Raw genomic sequence first — 15,676 nt, 5'->3', positions numbered from 1 at the left:
AGTAGTGACTGATTATTCTCGGTCGGGGCCACTCCTTCGCAAGCATCTTCACGCAAAAAGCAGGTGCCAGATCTTATGAAGGTCGCGTATTTTCGAGCAGAACCAAGGCGTCTGCGACATCTCTGTTTTGCGTGCTGCCGGTAATCGCGTCTAGTATGCCTTCGATGTCAGGGGGAACCTTGGGCGCACGCCCGCAGCGCTGACAGGTCCGCAGATAATCTACGGCCACGCGAAGCTCGAACATTCTGGCTTGCTGATCGCGCGCAGATTGCAGGGCGTGCGAAAACAGGTGGTCGGCTGGCTTGTCCGAGGACTGTAACAGCGCTTCGATTCGATCTGTTTCAGCCTGCGCCCACCCTTCATTGGTTAAATCTTGCTGCGCACGTGCTTCGTTCAGCAGGTCCAGCGCGGACCTTGAATCTTGCGCGTTCAAAGCAACCTCGGCCATCGCGGTCAGAAACAAGGGTTTGTAGTTTCCGGCCCCACTGGCCCACCAAGCCTCGGCTGCGTCGCGTATCACGCTGAGGGTGTCTGGGTTGGGATTTGTCTGTGCGTCTGCCCAACTGCGCCAGACATTGGCTGTTAAAGTCATAAACGGGAACGCATGTTTGACAGCCAACGCTTCCAGCTGTGCCACAACAGGATAGACCTGTTGGGGGTCGCGCCTCAGCAAATGAAGCATGCAAAGATAGGTCAATGTCTGCGCCATGCTGTGTGCATGTTTCAAATCCTGTGCCGCCGACACAGCCTGAAGCTGAATGTCAAGGGCACGGTCTGGCTCGCCGCGAAGCCAGACCGCTATGCTCAGAAAACAGGACGTAATGGCGGCATGATCAGTGCCATAGACATAGGCCAGTCGGCTGTGCTGTTCCGGATCATACAAACTCAGCGCCTGTTTTAGGTGATCACAAGCAGATTCCAGATGCCCGATATGCAGCAACACGGCGCCCATGGCCCGATGCGCGATCATGGTGTGATGCGATTCCTCGTCAAGTTTTGCCAGATCCAGCAATTGCGCTGCAGTGTCCTTGGCCAGATTGTATTCACCCCGCACCAAATGATAAGCGTAAAGGCCATTGAGAACCGGGAAAAGCTGTTCGGTTTCGCCCAGCCGGTTGCACAGGTCGCGTATTCGCGCGTAAGCGGCGCCCGTTTTATCGGCCGCAATGCCTGCAGTCGAACGGAGAACGCCTGCTCGCAGAACCTGAATGCGGGTCTCGTTTCGATCCCGGTCGACAGAGTCGTCCATCTTTTCAAGCAAGGCGACGGCCCGGCCCAATTGTGTCACCGCTTCGACCGCAGCCGACCGTTCGACAGAGCGTTGCCCAGCCAGATACCAATGATCGATCGCCTCCTTCGGCATGTCTGCCATCGTGTAGTGATGGGCAAGTATCTCGGGGCCGACTGCTGCGTCTTGATGTTTGGTCTGTTTCAATGCTTCGACCACGCGGGCGTGCAGCCCTCGCCGTTCGCGTTTCAGAAGGCTGTTATACGCCGTGTCGCGAATGAGGGCGTGACGGTAGGTAAAGGTCTGCTCTGGAACCGTGCCCGAGCTGTTCACGATGTCTGCCTCCACCAGCAAATCCAGACCTGCCCGCAACGCCCTTTCGTCCAACCGCGCAACCTGGGCGATCAGAGGAAACGAGAAATTTGGTCCGATCACCGCCCCTATCTGGGCCACTTCTTTGGCCGAACTCAGTCGATCTAGCCGGGCCATCAAGGCATCATGCAGTGTCTTGGGAACGGAAGATGAGGCCGACGCACCGCCAGCCGCTAAGGTGTCGGTGCCATCAATCAGAAAGTTGGTCTCAATAAGGTCCTTGGTGACTTCTTCGACATAAAGTGGAACGCCGTTGGAACGGGCCGCGATTACATCATAAGCCGCTTTTGGAACAGGTCTGCCATTGGCGACGCCGTCCACGATTTCTTTGATTTGTTCAAAACCCAACTGCTTCAAGTCGACATGAGTTAGATTTGAGGTGAAGGTCCAACCCGGATCAAAGCCCGTGCGATAACTCATCACCATCAGCACAGGTGCATCAGCGAGGCGTTCAACAACAAGGTCGAGCATCAATTTTGTTGTTGGGTCGATCCAATGCGCATCTTCGAACAGCACAAGCAGCGGAGTCTTCCCGGCTGTTTCAAGCAGATGATCCACCAGCATGTCCAGCGTCTGTTTCATCAACTGATCAGGCGTCAGATCCAGCGGACCCAACTGATCCTCGAATGGAACCGACAGAAGTAATGCAGCCAGTTTCAGCGTGAGGTCAGACGGTGCGCCAAACAAGCGCTTTAACTTGTCCAGTTTCTCCGTCGCGCTGTCGTCCACTCGCAATTCTGCCGCGGCCTCAAGCTGGCGAATGACGGGGTACAGTGCGCTGGCATCGTGATAAGGTGAGCATTGAAACCGGATGTGCTGGAACTTGGTTTCGGGAATCGATCGGCTCAGCTCTTCGATCAGGCGGGATTTTCCGATCCCTGCTTCGCCTGACACTAGCGCCACTTGACCATGCCCTTGCCGGGCCAAATCCCATTTGCTGTGCAGGGTTTTGTATTCAAGCGTTCGACCGACAAGCGAGCTCATCGCTGTGTCATCCGAGGCCATGAACCGGCTGAGAGTTTGGCGCGTACCGGTGACCTGCCAGGCTTCAACCTCTTTGGCGAAACCTTTCAACTGAAATGTACCGCGACGTTCGTATTCAAACGTATCGCCCGCAAGCTCGTGTGTCGTTGGCGCAATGATTAGGGCGCCTGGGTCGGCCATGGATTGCAATCGCGCGGCGAGGTTTGGGGTTTCGCCCATCGCTGTGCCATCCTCGAACATCTTTTCACCACGCAGATCGCCAACGACGACCAGGCCGGTGGCGATACCGATACGCACCTGAAGCTGTGCGTGGGTCTGCAAGTTGGGGATTTCGCGAATGATCCGCAAGCCCGCGTGTATCGCGCGTTCGGGATCATCCTCATGCGCGTGAGGAAACCCAAAGAACACCATGATGCCGTCGCCATAATAGCTGGCGATATGTCCGTCATATGCGGCGACGGCTGCGGCGCAGGTTTCCTTGAACAGCCTTAAAACTTCGGCCAGATCTTCGGGGTCGAGCTGTTGCGACAACGGCGTCGAGCCCACAAGATCTATGAACATCACCGTCAGCTGCCTGCGTTCGGCGACAATATTGCGTTCGGGAACTGAACGTCCCTGCGTGCCTTCGCGGATGGCCTTCAAAAAGCGCCGTCTTGGACCCAACGGCAATCCAATTGTGATCAGGTCGTCATCGTTGAGTTCCGAGAGATCGCTCAACTCGATCTCATGCCGGGAAAAGGCGTCGGCATATTTGGATAAGCCGTGCTTGCTCAGCCAGTCTGAGATATCTGCCATGTGACCCCGCGAATGACTCAGACGCGACGATGCCAAGCTCTTCGCGTTTTCGTATGATCCCTAAGATCGGCGTCTGGGCCGCGCGGGACGATTGATCTTATCAAGAACGACAGGGCCGCGCGGGTCAAGAGTGTGTTGTGGCAACAAGGTACTGCACGTTCATCGCGTTGCTCCTAAACGCTTCCGTGGGTCCATTTGATCGAACAACCCATCGATGGTGTCTGATCCTGAGGGCCTTGGCCGGTTTCGGCGATTCGAAGCATCGCATCGACAAGTTCCGGCACGCGCGCTCCGGTTTCGCCGCGGCGCAGATTGTCCAGACGTCCACGGTATTGCAGCAAGCCATTTGCGTTCAGTCCAAAGAAATCGGGTGCACAGACTGCGCCATATGCTCGGCCAACGGTTTGTTCTTCGTCGACCAGATACGGGAAGTTAAACCCGTTTTCGCGCGCGAATTCCAACATTCTATCCGGTGCATCTTCAGGATAGTCGCGATAGTCGTTCGACATCACCGCCAAGACTCCAATCCCCTTTGACATTAACAGGTCCATGTCCTGCGTCAGCCGATCTGCCAGCGTTTTAACATATGGGCAATGATTGCAAATAAAGGCGATCAACAGTCCGTTTCGCAGATGATCGGACATCGTGAAAAGTTGGCCGTTGGGATCCTTCAGCGTGAAGTCCGGGGCCTTCCAGCCAAAATTGCAGATTGGGGTGTCTAGCAGCATGTTCTTCCCTGCGAGTGCTAAGAACGGCGTTAGGTTCAATCTAGCGGACAACTTTTGTAAAGTTTAGCGCAAGTTTTTCCTGTCGCGAAGATGAGCGTTTGGTTCCCCCTCAGATCAGCAGTGTCGACAGGCTGGGGAAATAGCTGAGCAAAAGCAGAACCAATGTCACCGCGATCAGGAAGGGCCAGAGCGATTTGAGGATTGAGCCCGGTGTGGTACCGCTCATAGATGAGGCGATGTACAATCCGATCCCGACAGGCGGTGTCAGCAGGCCAAGCACAAGGTTCAAACAGGCAACTATGCCGAATTGATAGGGGCTGATGTCATAGGACCCGGTTGCAATGGGCAGAAGGATAGGTGTGATCAGGATAATCGCTGCTATGCCGTCGATCACCATTCCAACCAGCAACAGAGCCAGATTTACAATCAGCAGAAATACAAAGGGGTTCGAGGTGACGGATGTGATCAAACCGGCCAGATGCTGCGGTATCTCTTCGTAGATAATGACCCAACCAAACACACTGGCGGCCGCAATCATGAACAGGATCATCGAGGCATTGGCAGCGGTGCGTTTGAACATCTCGGCTAGGTTTTTCGGTTTCAGATCGCCATACACCAACCAGCCCACTAGAAAGGCGATCAGGGACGCAATCGCGGCGGACTCGGTCGGGGTGGCGATCCCGAACAGGATGCCGCCGATGATCGACAGCGGGATCAGCAAGGCCGGAGCGGCGCTGATAAGGGACCGGAAAGCCTCGGCCCGCGTCATCCAGCGGCCTTTGGGAAACTGTTGCTGCCAACCAATCAAAGTGATGACCAGCGCGAAAGCACCAGCCAGAATTAAGCCCGGCAAAATACCCGCAATGAACATATCACCTATGGGGATCTGGGCCAGCACACCAAAGATCACGAACATCATCGATGGCGGAATGACCGGGGCCAATAAGCCACCAGCGGCTGTGGTCGCGGCGGCAAAGCCTTTGTCATAGCCTTCTTCATCCATCGCTGGGACCATAGCGCGCGACATCACCGCGATCTGTGCTGTGGCAGAGCCGATGATCGCCGCCATGAACATATTGGCCAGCAGGTTGATATAAGCCAACCCGCCACGAAACCCGCCGACAAACACCCGCGCTAGCGCGACAAGGCGTCGGGTCATTCCGCCCTCATTCATAAGCTCGCCGGTCAGCATGAAAAGCGGAATGGCTAAAAGGCCATAGTTCTCAAGACCCCCGAACATTTTCTGCGCGAAGCTGTCATAAAGAACAGTGTTGCCGCTTTCCCAGATGTACCAGATGGCGGTGATGGCCAGCACGATTGCCACTGGGACAGACAGAAGCAGGGTCGCCAGAAAGACGATGGGACTCATGTTAGCGTTCCCTTCGTAGGGGCGCTCAGCAAGTGCATGGTGGAATGCAAAGTTGCACCAAGCGCAAACAGCCACATGACAAGCCAGAACAGGTATTTTGGCAGGCCCAGGGTCAGTGTCGGCTCGGCATAGATGAAATTGAACGTCTGTCCTTGAAAAGCCAAGGTGTCAAAGCCGCTGAGCGCGATGTCCAGCGGCAGAAACCAGAGCCAACAGAACCACAGCATCGTGACGGAGAAGGCGAACACAACGACATCGACCGTCTTGCGGATTACCCGTTTTGCGTGATCCGGCACATTGTCGGAGAGAATGGAAATCGACACCGAACTGCGATGATGCAACGCGGCGGACGCGCCCAGAAAGGTCATCCAGACCATCGCGTAAATCGCCAGTTCATCGACCCAGAACAGGGCGTTACCCGCCGTGCGGGTGACGACATTCAGCAAAATCAAAACGGTTATGCAGACCGCCAGAAAGGCAGCGCACCACAATTCGACCCGCGCCAAGCCAGCCGACAGCCGATACAACATCGCTGTTCTCCCGAGAAAAAGGGCGCAGGATCGACCTGCGCCCTTTCCGTCATGCCGTTTTCGTTATTTTGTTTCTGCCGCAGTCTGCCGCAAAGCGTCAAGGGAAGAGGTCTTCTCGGACCAGATCCCGTTCCACTCTTCAATCGCATCGCCAAAGAACGAGGCATCGACCTTTTTGTAGGCTTTGCCCGTGCCTTCGATCTGCTCCAGCCATTTAGAATCGTTTTCGACATAGGCGTCGATGGTGCTGTCGACGTGTTTGGCCATCAGCTCAGAAATCATCGCCCGGTCTTCTTCCGACAAACCCGCCCAGACCTTGGCCGATACCAGACCAACCATCGGGAACATCATATGATCCGACTGCACGATGGTGTCAGCGTGCTCATAATACTTCAGAACCCAAATCAACTCGGCATCCATATCGATGGCATCGACCTGGCCGTTGGCCAAAGCATCATAGACCGCAGGCAATGGCATCGGCGTAGGCGCTGCCCCTACCGCGTTGTAGAAGTCGAGGATAGGTGTAAACGGCGTGATCCGCAGCTTCAGGCCAGACAGATCGTCGGCGGATGAAACTTCGCCTCGGCTGACGATCTGACGCAGCCCGGCCATACCATATCCCAAGCCCACGACGCCAACTTGACCCGGTAGCGGCTCAAGCATGGATTTGGCTGTGTCAGACCGAAGAATGCGCCCTGCGTGCCCAATGTCATCTGCCAAATAAGGAGCGTAGAAAGCCCCCAACTCGGGCGCGCGGTTCGACACTTCCGCGACTGTCATGAAGGCCATGTCCAACGCGCCGGTTTGCAATTGCTGCAGCATTTCAGCTTCGTTCCCCAGCTGGCGCGCCGGGAAAACCGACACTGAATGCGTGCCGCCACTGGCCTCATTCAACTCAGCCCCAAAGGCCTCTGCGGCTTTGGTCCAGATATGCGGTGGCGGCGTGATCAGGCCCAACCGGAACTCTTCGGCCTGAGCGGCAACGGATGACATTGCCAGCACAGCCGCAGAGGCGGCAATTTTTACAATATGTTTCATGACTTCCCCTGTTTTGATCTTATTTCACAATGTAACCCAGCCCTCGGGTGGTTCCTTGCCCGGATGCACCGCCTGACAATTTGGGCAAGTGCGATCTTTTTCCGAGGCATAGAACTTCTGATAAACCGGAGGCAGGTCATCAACGATGGACTTTAGCTGCATTTCTGCGCGATGCACCAGTGATCCGCATTCGAAGCAGTACCATTCGATGGCGTCCAGCTCACCCGTCTGGCGTTTTGGTTCGATAACAAGCCCGATAGAGCCTTCTTGTGGGCGTTGCGGAGAATGGCGCACATGCGGTGGCAGCAGGAACACTTCACCTTCGCGGATCGGAACGTCATAGAACTCCTCTCCATCAAAGATTTTCAGCACCATGTCGCCTTCCAGCTGATAAAAGAACTCTTCGACCGGGTCGTCGTGATAATCCGTTCGCTTGTTCGGGCCGCCAACAACCGTGACCATAAGATCGGCATCTTCCCAAACCTGACGATTGCCCACAGGCGGCTTGAGCAGATGGCGGTGTTCGTCGATCCAGGCCTTGAAGTTAAATGCTTGCAGTTTCGACATGTCCCACTCCCTATCGTCGAAAGTTTGATGTGTTTTTCCACAACGGCAAAGAAATTTTCAGGATCTAGCTATCAGATTTCTTTATACAGCTCAGTGCGCAGCCTTTTCAGACGCGAAGGCCGCATTCGTCGAATGCCTTATGAATGATCGTCTTCTCGGCCTCGGTCAGTTCCAGCATTGGTGGGCGCACACGGCCACCGACCTGACCCAATAATTCCTGCCAGTATTTTCCAAAGGCCGTGGGTTTACCCGCCGGGCGCGTGCGTTTCATGGCATCCCGGACAGGGTTGAGGCTGTCAAACACACGTCGCGCTTCATCCGCCTTTCCGGCAAAAGCCAAATGTGTGTATTCGTTCATCCGCTGATCGACCTTGCTTTGCAGCTGATAAGGCGGGGAGGAACAGAGATAGAGCTTCCAGTCGAGTTCCAGGATATTGTCCAGCCATTCATGTTCGGCTGAGGTTGAGACATGGATCTTGTCTCCGACCATATGTGTCAGCTTCACATACATCTCACGAGGGACTGAGTATTTGATGGCCACGATATTCGGCAAGTCCGCTATGCGTGCGCATTCTTCGGGTTGCATCAGATAACCGTTGTCCGGATGGCTCCACATGGCGATGCCGATGTCCAGTTCGTCACAGAACCGCTTGTAATATTGGTAAAGAACCTCACCGCGATCCTGCACAAAGCTCAGAACCGGCGCGTGCAGCACGATGTAATCCGCGCCGCAGTTCTGGGCATGGTGGGCCAATTCCAACGCCGTATTCATGTTCTGATCCGAGACCGAGACAATCACCCCGGCCTTGCCCGCGCATTCTTCGACGGCAATTTCGAAGTTGCGCTTGCGTTCTTCGATGCTCATCGAAAAGAACTCGCCCTGTTTGCCGGCGACGAACAGGCCCTGAATGTCCAGATCGTCTATCCAATGCCGGATATTCGCGCGCAGCCCGGGTTCATCCAAGGACAGATCTTCATTGAACGGGTTCAATGCTGCAGCCCAGATCCCTGTCATGTTCTCGCGGGCATAAGCTTTTGCGTCGTGTTTGGTGTATTTCATAGAATGCAGTCCCAGTGGCTTTGGCCCCATGAAAAGCACACTGCGACAGTCGATCCAGCCCGATTTCGGGGAAATGGTTATCTGAAAAAATTATACCGCAAACTTACCAATTCAGATTTCTTCTGTGCTGGTCTAGGATTCAGGTATGAAAATAGCAATCATTGGAACCGGCGCAATTGCGCAATATGTTCAGCGCGCCTTACCAAAGCATGAGCACGAAGTGGTGGCGTTTCTCGTCAGACCACATCGTGTTGAGTCAAAAACGCCTTTATTTGTTGGCTCGGTTGATGACTTGCCAGACGGCACCGACATGGTTTTGGATTGCGCCGGGCATGAGGCCTTGGCCGGTTTGGGGCCGCTCATACTTGCTAAAGGTATCGACATCATCAGTGTTTCTGTCGGTGCACTGGCGGACCGGAAGACCGCAGATCGGTTGGAAAGCGCGGCACGGCAGGGTGGGGGACACTTGCATCTGGCCAGTGGTGCCATCGGCGCTTTGGATTGCCTGAGCGCAGCGGCGGTCGGTTCGCTCACATCTGTTACCTATGTTGGGCGTAAGCCGCCAGCGGGGTGGAAAGGATCGCTTGCCGAACACAGCCTGGATCTCGACAAGTTGAGTGACGCAAAAACCCATTTCCAGGGTTCTGCCCGCGAGGCGGCGCTGTCTTACCCAAAGAATGCAAATGTCGCGGCAGCCGTGGCATTGGCAGGATTGGGATTTGATGACACACAAGTTCGTCTGATCGCAGACCCAACGATCCAAAAGAACATTCACGAGATCGAGGCTGAAGGCGATTTTGGCACCTTTCAGTTTCGGATCAGTGGCACAGCACTGCCTGACAATCCAAGAAGCTCGGCGCTTGCAGCGATGAGTGTGCTGTCCAAACTGAACCAGCTTAATAATCCGATTGTGCTTTAACCATGGTTGGGCGTCACTCTCGCATCGTTGATCGTGCTTTGACACGCCTGAAACTGCGTCAACTGCGTCTGCTGGTTGCCGTGGGTGCGCATGGCAACATTCAAAACGCGGCCCGAGAGTTGGGCATTTCTCAACCTGCGGCCACCAAAATGATCCAAGATCTTGAACTGGATTTTGAGGTCAAACTGTTCACTCGCACCAATCGTGGGGTGGTGCCAACCGTTTTCGGAGAGACCCTGATCCGTCACGGCAAACTGATCTTTGCGCAGGTTTCGAATGCCGCGCAGGAATTGGATGATCTGAACGAGGGTAACTCGGGTCGTGTCGTTGTGGGTACATTGCTTGCTGCATCAACCAGTCTCTTGCCTGCAGGCATTGAACTGTTGCTGGAAGACCGTCCGAATGTTGCGGTCAAGATCAACGAGGGCACGAACGAAGTTCTGATGCCTCGACTTCTGTCGGGTGAGATCGATATGGTTGTTGGCCGTCTGCCGTCACACCGGCATCGCGACAAGATTCGGCAGGAAAAACTGTTCGAGGATCGAATCTTAGCGGTTGTTGGCCCTCAACATCCGCTTGTCCGTCGCAAAGACGTGACGTTTGCTCAAACCAAACCCTTTGGCTGGATACTGCCCCCGCAAGAGACTACGTTGCGGCGTCAGGTCGATCATTTCTTTGTTGGGCAGCAGCAATATGTGCCACCGGTCATGATCGAGTCGGTGTCTTATCTGACGAACCGCGCCTTGCTGCAGTCGCGCGACCTGATTGGTCTTATGCCAGCCGAGGTTGTTGCGCAGGATATCGAACATGGTCACCTTGCCAAAGTTGATTGGAACGTGCCCTTCGGTCAGGGGCCGATCGGTGTTTCTTTTCGTGCTGACGATGATCTGTCACCTGCCGGGCGGGCGTTTAAAACGGCACTGCACAAGGCAGCGCAGGGTAAACAAGCCAGCTATTCGCCAAAGTGATACCCGTATTTGTTCAATTCACTTGAAGTAATGCGAAGCATCGAGCGATCTGAAAACAACGCTAAAAGAGGTGTTAGCTTCATGTATCCAGAGCTTAAACTGTTCATTGATGGCACGTGGCGAAAAACCGACCGCGATATCCCGGTGATCAACCCGGCAACCGAAGAAGAGCTTGGGCGGTTGCCCTGCGCATCGGTGAAGGATCTGGATGATGCGTTGGAGGCGGCTGTCAAAGGTTTCCGCGTTTGGAGCCGCACGTCTCCGCGTGAGCGCGCGGATACAATCCTGCGCGCCGCAGCCCTGATGCGGGACCGTATCGACACGATTGCGCACTCAATGACGTTGGAGCACGGCAAACCCCTGAAGCAAGCCCGGCTGGAAGTGATCCGCGGGGCCGAGTTTTTTGAATGGGACGCTGGCGAGGCCATGCGGACTTATGGGCGGATCATTCCGGCGGCTCCGGGTCACAAATTCGCGGTGCATCGCCTGCCAATCGGAGTTGTCGCAGCATTTTCCCCGTGGAACTTCCCCATGAGCCAACCGGCAAGGAAAATCGCTGGTGCGTTGGCTTCGGGCTGTTCGGTGATCCTTAAGGCTGCGGAAGAAACCCCTGCTGGGGCGTTGCATATTGCCAAAGCGTTTGAAGATGCGGGATTGCCTCCGGGCGTTCTGAACCTGGTATTTGGGGAGCCAGCAGAAGTGTCCGGATATCTGATACCACAAGACCCCGTGCGTCTGGTGGCTTTTACCGGTTCAACAGGTGTTGGGCGGCATTTGACCACCCTTGCGGCCCAGCATGATACGCGTGTGCTGATGGAGTTGGGCGGCCACGCGCCGGTCATTGTCTGTGAAGACACGGATGTTCAGGCGGCGGCGACATCTGGTGCGGTGCGAAAAATGCGCAACGCCGGGCAAGTATGCACGTCGCCGACCCGCTTTTTCGTGCACCAAAGCATCTTTGATCTCTACGCCAATGACTTTGTGAAACGGGCAGCGGCCACAGTTGTCGGCAACGGCTTGGAGTCAGGGGTCGAGATGGGCCCGCTGGCCAATGAACGCCGCGTGCCTGCCCTGACCGAATTGGTCGAGGATGCACGGGCCAAAGGGGCAACTGTCGCCACGGGAGGCGCGCCGATAGGCAATCAGGGCTATTTCTTTCAACCTACAGTCTTGTTGAACGTTCCCGATACCGCGCGGATCATGCAGGAAGAGCCTTTTGGTCCCGTGGCGGTCATAAACCCCGTGGCCTCATTGGATGAGGCAATCGATCAGGCAAATTCTGTCCCTTACGGTCTGGCCGGATATGCCTTTACCAACAGGGCGGATTACATCGACCGATTGATCGATGAGGTTGAAGTAGGAAACCTGTCGATCAACACGCTTGAAGCGTCGATGCCGGAAACGCCTTTCGGCGGTGTGAAATCCAGTGGTTCTGGCCGTGAAGGCGGAACAGAGGGGCTTGAGAATTACATGACGGTCAAACACGTCTGGCATTCGGCTGGCATCGTCTGAGAGAATCCGCAACCCGACTTCTGCGCGATTTGCCGCGCTATAGGCTCTTCGCAATACTCGCTTGAAGCGGGTACCAAGGGTAAACGCACACTGCAAGGATCAGGTCGGAGGTATCATGGTCTTCAGGCACAGCCTTCCCGCGACGGCCACAGGTGAAACATCCGAAAGATCTATGGCCGCACCGCTTGGAGTGGCCATCGCCATGGGGGTCGCGTTGGTCTTCATCCTGTCGGTGTTCCTGTACATGTCGCGCGAAACGACAGACCGGATCGGTGAAATGCGAAAGGTCTGGCAGGGCTATTCAGTCGAGACCACCCCTCGCGGCTATTGGATATCGGAAATCCGGGGATATTTCGGCTATGGCGGGTTGATTCACAACTTCAAAAACTACGTCCTGCGGCACGACGCAGAATACTCGCCGACCTTAAAATCCCAGTCGCAGAACCTTCTGACAACCATCGAAACCTACCGCAACGCCGCGCCGTCGCAGACTGAATTGGATGCATTGCAACGCATCGAACGGGTGGCGCTGGAATATATCGGGAATATTCCCAAGATTGAGGCGGGCATAGCAGCCGGCCTGCGTGCCGAAGAAATAGATGCTTTGGTGCGGGTCGACGACAGTGACGCGCTTGCGGCGCTTTCTACGCTGGAGGCACTGTGGATCACCGAGCGCGATCAAAGCTTGTCGGACATGGTTCAGGCGTTCTCTGAAGGGGAACAGCTGGTGCGCCGCTTCTCGGTTCTGCTGGTCGGTTTAATAGCGGTGGTTGGGGTTATTGCCATCCTGACCACGTTGCTGATCTCAAACATCCTGCGGACCAATCGTCGTTTGAAGGCTGAGTTGGAACTGCGCGAGCAAGTGGAACTGGCCGAGCGCAAGCTTGCGCGGGCTGTCGAACAAAGTCCGGCTTCGATCATCATCACAGACACCGAGCTGAAGATAGAATATGCCAATCGCAAGTTCTTTGACCTCAGCGGATATGAGGCGGATGAGGTCTATGGGCACACGCCCAGAATGCTGCAATCGGGACATTCGGGACAGGGGGTTTACGCCGATCTAAGGCAGAAATTGCAACGTGGTAAAAGCTGGTATGGCGTGTTTCGGAATCTCAGCAAGGATGGCAGCCATTATTGGGTTTCAACTGCGATTTTCCCGCTGGTCGATCAGAACGGCAAAGTCACGCACTATATCGGGATTGGCGAAGACATTACCGAAACCCGGCGCACGCATGAGCAATTTGCCCAAGTGCAGAAGATGGAAGCTGTGGGTATTCTGGCAGGCTCGGTCGCGCATGATTTCAACAACGTGTTGATGAGTATCACTGGAAACGCCGATTTGATCGAACTGGATGCGGAAGGGATTGACGACATCCAGACCTCGGTCAACCATATTCGCATCGCTGCGCGCCGGGCTCAGGCATTGGTTCGCAAGATGCTGACCTTCGCCCGACAAAGACCGCGCAACCCCCGTCGCGGCGATATGGTCAAAGCCACGCAAGAAGCGCTGGATCTGATCCGGGTATCTGCCCCGCCTAGCGTTCAGACGCGCTTTGATATCGAGGTCGAAACTGCCTTTTCCGATTTTGATGGCACACTGTTCTTTCAGACCCTTCTGAACCTGTGTCACAATGCGTTTGAGGCTATGGGCGATCAGCCAGGTGAGGTTGCGTTGCGTATCGGCCTGGTCGACAAGGGTGCGTTGGACGATTTGCCGGACGGCGCTATTGGGGTGATCCGTTTAGACGTCAGCGATACCGGCCCTGGCATTGCTGAGGATTTGCAGCAACAAGTGTTCCAACCTTTCTTTTCCACAAAACCCGTCGGCAAAGGCACAGGTCTGGGTCTGACCATCGTGCACAACAGCGTCGAGGAATGTCATGGTCGTGTCGAACTGCATTCAGAACCGGGCAAGGGCACATGTTTCAGCTTGTTCTATCCGTTGATGCCCGCGCTCAGCCCCGAAGATCAGGCTGAGGTCGAAGCAGTGGCAGGGGACGAACATGTCCTGTTGGTCGACGATGACGAGAACATCCTTTACGTGACGCGGCGGCTGCTGACGCGATACGGATATCGTGTCGAAGCTTATTCCGATCCGTTGAAAGCGCGCGAGGCGTTTCGTGAAGCTCCGGAAAGCTATGACATCCTGATCAGCGACCTGATGATGCCCGGCCTGCGGGGGACGGACCTGATCGAATCCGTGCGCGCAATCCGGTCAGACTTGCCTGCTATTCTGATCAGCAGCTATTTCGATGATGCCGAGGTGTCCGTTGCCGGGGCTTCCCCAATCATGGTTCAAAAGCCGCTGGAAATTCAGTCACTTGCCCGAATTATCCGGTCTCAGATGACCTGAGTTTGTAACATTATTTAACATCTCTTCTTAAAACTTAACAAAGGTCAAATTCTCACGAAACAACTGACCCTTAGTGTTCGCCATACCGATCCCCAATCACCCGGAGAGATCGGATTAGCGATAAAGGGGCTTTTAGATGATGACCAAAGCCAGAACATGGTTCTCGGCGCTTTCGACAGCTTCGCTGCTGACGATGAGCGTCGCGTTCCCGGTTCACCAGGCCCTGGCGGATGAGCCGGGACCGGTAGAAGCCATAGAGTTCGACCCCGCCAAGGCGGCCCTTGGCAAACGTTTGTTTTTTGATCCGCGCCTGTCCGGCGACACCGAGCTGTCTTGCGCCAGCTGCCACCAGCCGGAAAACGGGTTTACCGACGGGCAGGCCCTGTCGGATGCCTATTCCGGCAGCTTGCATTTCCGCAATGTTCCCACGCTGATCAACAGCGCCAAGCGGGCAGCGTGGTTCCATGACGGGCGCATAGGCACCAACCTCAACGACGTGACCCGCGAAAGCATCACCGAGACATACTCGATGAATATGGACATGCGTCTGATGCAAGAACGCATCAAGCAGGACCCCGTCTATGTCGAGATGTTCGAAGCCGCCGGCTTTGGCGAGCCTTCGAACGGCGGTGTCCGCAATGCGATTCCGGAATATTTAAGAACGCTGATCTCGCGCGGGGCACCCTTCGACACCGGTGAGATGTCGGATGAGGCCAAAGCGGGGTACGAGTTGTTCAACGCGAGCGGCTGTAATTCGTGCCACTCGGGCGAGCGCTTCACCGATGACCTGCCGCACAATATCGGCGTTGGCGACAATCCCGATATCTGGGCAACTCCGGAACGTCACATCACTTTCGTGACCATGATGAAGTTCCTCGGCGTCGAGAACTACATGAACCTGCGCGCCGATCCTGGTGCGTATATCCGTACCCACACCGCCGACACGTTCGGCACCTTCATGACACCCACGCTCCGCGAGCTGACCTATACAGCTCCGTATATGCATAACGGCTCGATCGCGACGCTTGAAGATGTGGTGGCCTTCTACAACGCAGGTGGTGGTGACGACGAAAACAAGGATCCGCGCATCAAACCGCTGAACCTGAACGAGACCGAGCAAGCACAGCTGGTGGCCTTCCTCAAGGCACTGTCCGGCGATCCGCTGACCGGCCCCGACTTCGTCGCCGAAGAGATCGATACGGACTATGCGCCGATCGAAAACTGGCAAGACGCAACAAACTGAGGAGTGGACC

Annotated in this window: 12 protein-coding genes; 5 read left to right on the top strand and 7 right to left on the bottom strand. The window is 55.5% G+C overall.

The window, feature by feature from the left end:
* Nucleotides 1-73: 73 nt before the first annotated feature.
* From GOV85_RS08995 to GOV85_RS08965, 7 genes are all read right to left on the bottom strand, one after another.
* A complete protein-coding gene (locus GOV85_RS08995) occupies nt 74-3,379 on the bottom strand; it encodes an adenylate/guanylate cyclase domain-containing protein (protein ID WP_171177138.1) in 3,306 nt (1,101 codons plus the stop codon).
* Nucleotides 3,380-3,552: 173 nt separating this feature from the next.
* The gene (locus GOV85_RS08990; RefSeq protein ID WP_171177135.1) at nt 3,553-4,107 is read right to left on the bottom strand and encodes a thioredoxin family protein; all 555 of its coding nucleotides are present in this window, start codon (nt 4,105-4,107) and stop codon (nt 3,553-3,555) included.
* 109 nt (nt 4,108-4,216) lie between these two features.
* Entirely contained in the window at nt 4,217-5,476 is a 1,260-nt protein-coding gene (locus GOV85_RS08985; RefSeq protein WP_171177133.1) for a TRAP transporter large permease, read from the bottom strand.
* Nucleotides 5,473-6,006: a TRAP transporter small permease gene (locus tag GOV85_RS08980; RefSeq protein ID WP_171177131.1), complete on the bottom strand. Its 534-nt coding sequence runs from the start codon at nt 6,004-6,006 to the stop codon at nt 5,473-5,475. The genes GOV85_RS08985 and GOV85_RS08980 overlap by 4 nt, the downstream gene beginning before the upstream one ends.
* A gap of 63 nt (nt 6,007-6,069) precedes the next feature.
* Nucleotides 6,070-7,044, bottom strand: coding sequence for a TRAP transporter substrate-binding protein (locus GOV85_RS08975; protein ID WP_171177128.1), 975 nt, complete (start codon nt 7,042-7,044; stop codon nt 6,070-6,072).
* Nucleotides 7,045-7,068: 24 nt separating this feature from the next.
* A complete protein-coding gene (locus GOV85_RS08970; protein WP_171177126.1) occupies nt 7,069-7,611 on the bottom strand; it encodes a 3-hydroxyanthranilate 3,4-dioxygenase in 543 nt (180 codons plus the stop codon).
* A gap of 106 nt (nt 7,612-7,717) precedes the next feature.
* Entirely contained in the window at nt 7,718-8,671 is a 954-nt protein-coding gene (locus tag GOV85_RS08965; protein ID WP_171177124.1) for a dihydrodipicolinate synthase family protein, read from the bottom strand.
* A 145-nt stretch (nt 8,672-8,816) separates the two neighbouring features.
* On the opposite strand from GOV85_RS08965, the gene GOV85_RS08960 reads away from it, so the two are divergent.
* From GOV85_RS08960 to GOV85_RS08940, 5 genes are all read left to right on the top strand, one after another.
* The gene (locus GOV85_RS08960; protein WP_171177122.1) at nt 8,817-9,590 is read left to right on the top strand and encodes an aspartate dehydrogenase; all 774 of its coding nucleotides are present in this window, start codon (nt 8,817-8,819) and stop codon (nt 9,588-9,590) included.
* Between the two features lie 2 nt (nt 9,591-9,592).
* A complete protein-coding gene (locus GOV85_RS08955) occupies nt 9,593-10,558 on the top strand; it encodes a LysR substrate-binding domain-containing protein (RefSeq protein WP_171177120.1) in 966 nt (321 codons plus the stop codon).
* An 81-nt stretch (nt 10,559-10,639) separates the two neighbouring features.
* Nucleotides 10,640-12,070 (top strand): NAD-dependent succinate-semialdehyde dehydrogenase, encoded by a 1,431-nt coding sequence (locus GOV85_RS08950; RefSeq protein ID WP_171177118.1) that lies wholly within the window; start codon nt 10,640-10,642, stop codon nt 12,068-12,070.
* A gap of 172 nt (nt 12,071-12,242) precedes the next feature.
* The gene (locus GOV85_RS08945; RefSeq protein WP_171177116.1) at nt 12,243-14,423 is read left to right on the top strand and encodes a PAS domain S-box protein; all 2,181 of its coding nucleotides are present in this window, start codon (nt 12,243-12,245) and stop codon (nt 14,421-14,423) included.
* Nucleotides 14,424-14,562: 139 nt separating this feature from the next.
* Nucleotides 14,563-15,666, top strand: a complete 1,104-nt coding sequence (locus tag GOV85_RS08940; protein ID WP_253282818.1) for a cytochrome-c peroxidase — start codon at nt 14,563-14,565, stop codon at nt 15,664-15,666.
* Nucleotides 15,667-15,676: the final 10 nt, after the last annotated feature.

The sequence above is a fragment of the Ruegeria sp. HKCCA4633 genome, assembly GCF_013034605.1.
Classification (GTDB): domain Bacteria; phylum Pseudomonadota; class Alphaproteobacteria; order Rhodobacterales; family Rhodobacteraceae; genus Ruegeria.
The sequence above is the reverse complement of the archived record's forward strand: the minus strand, read 5'-3'. Positions and strand labels throughout refer to the sequence as shown.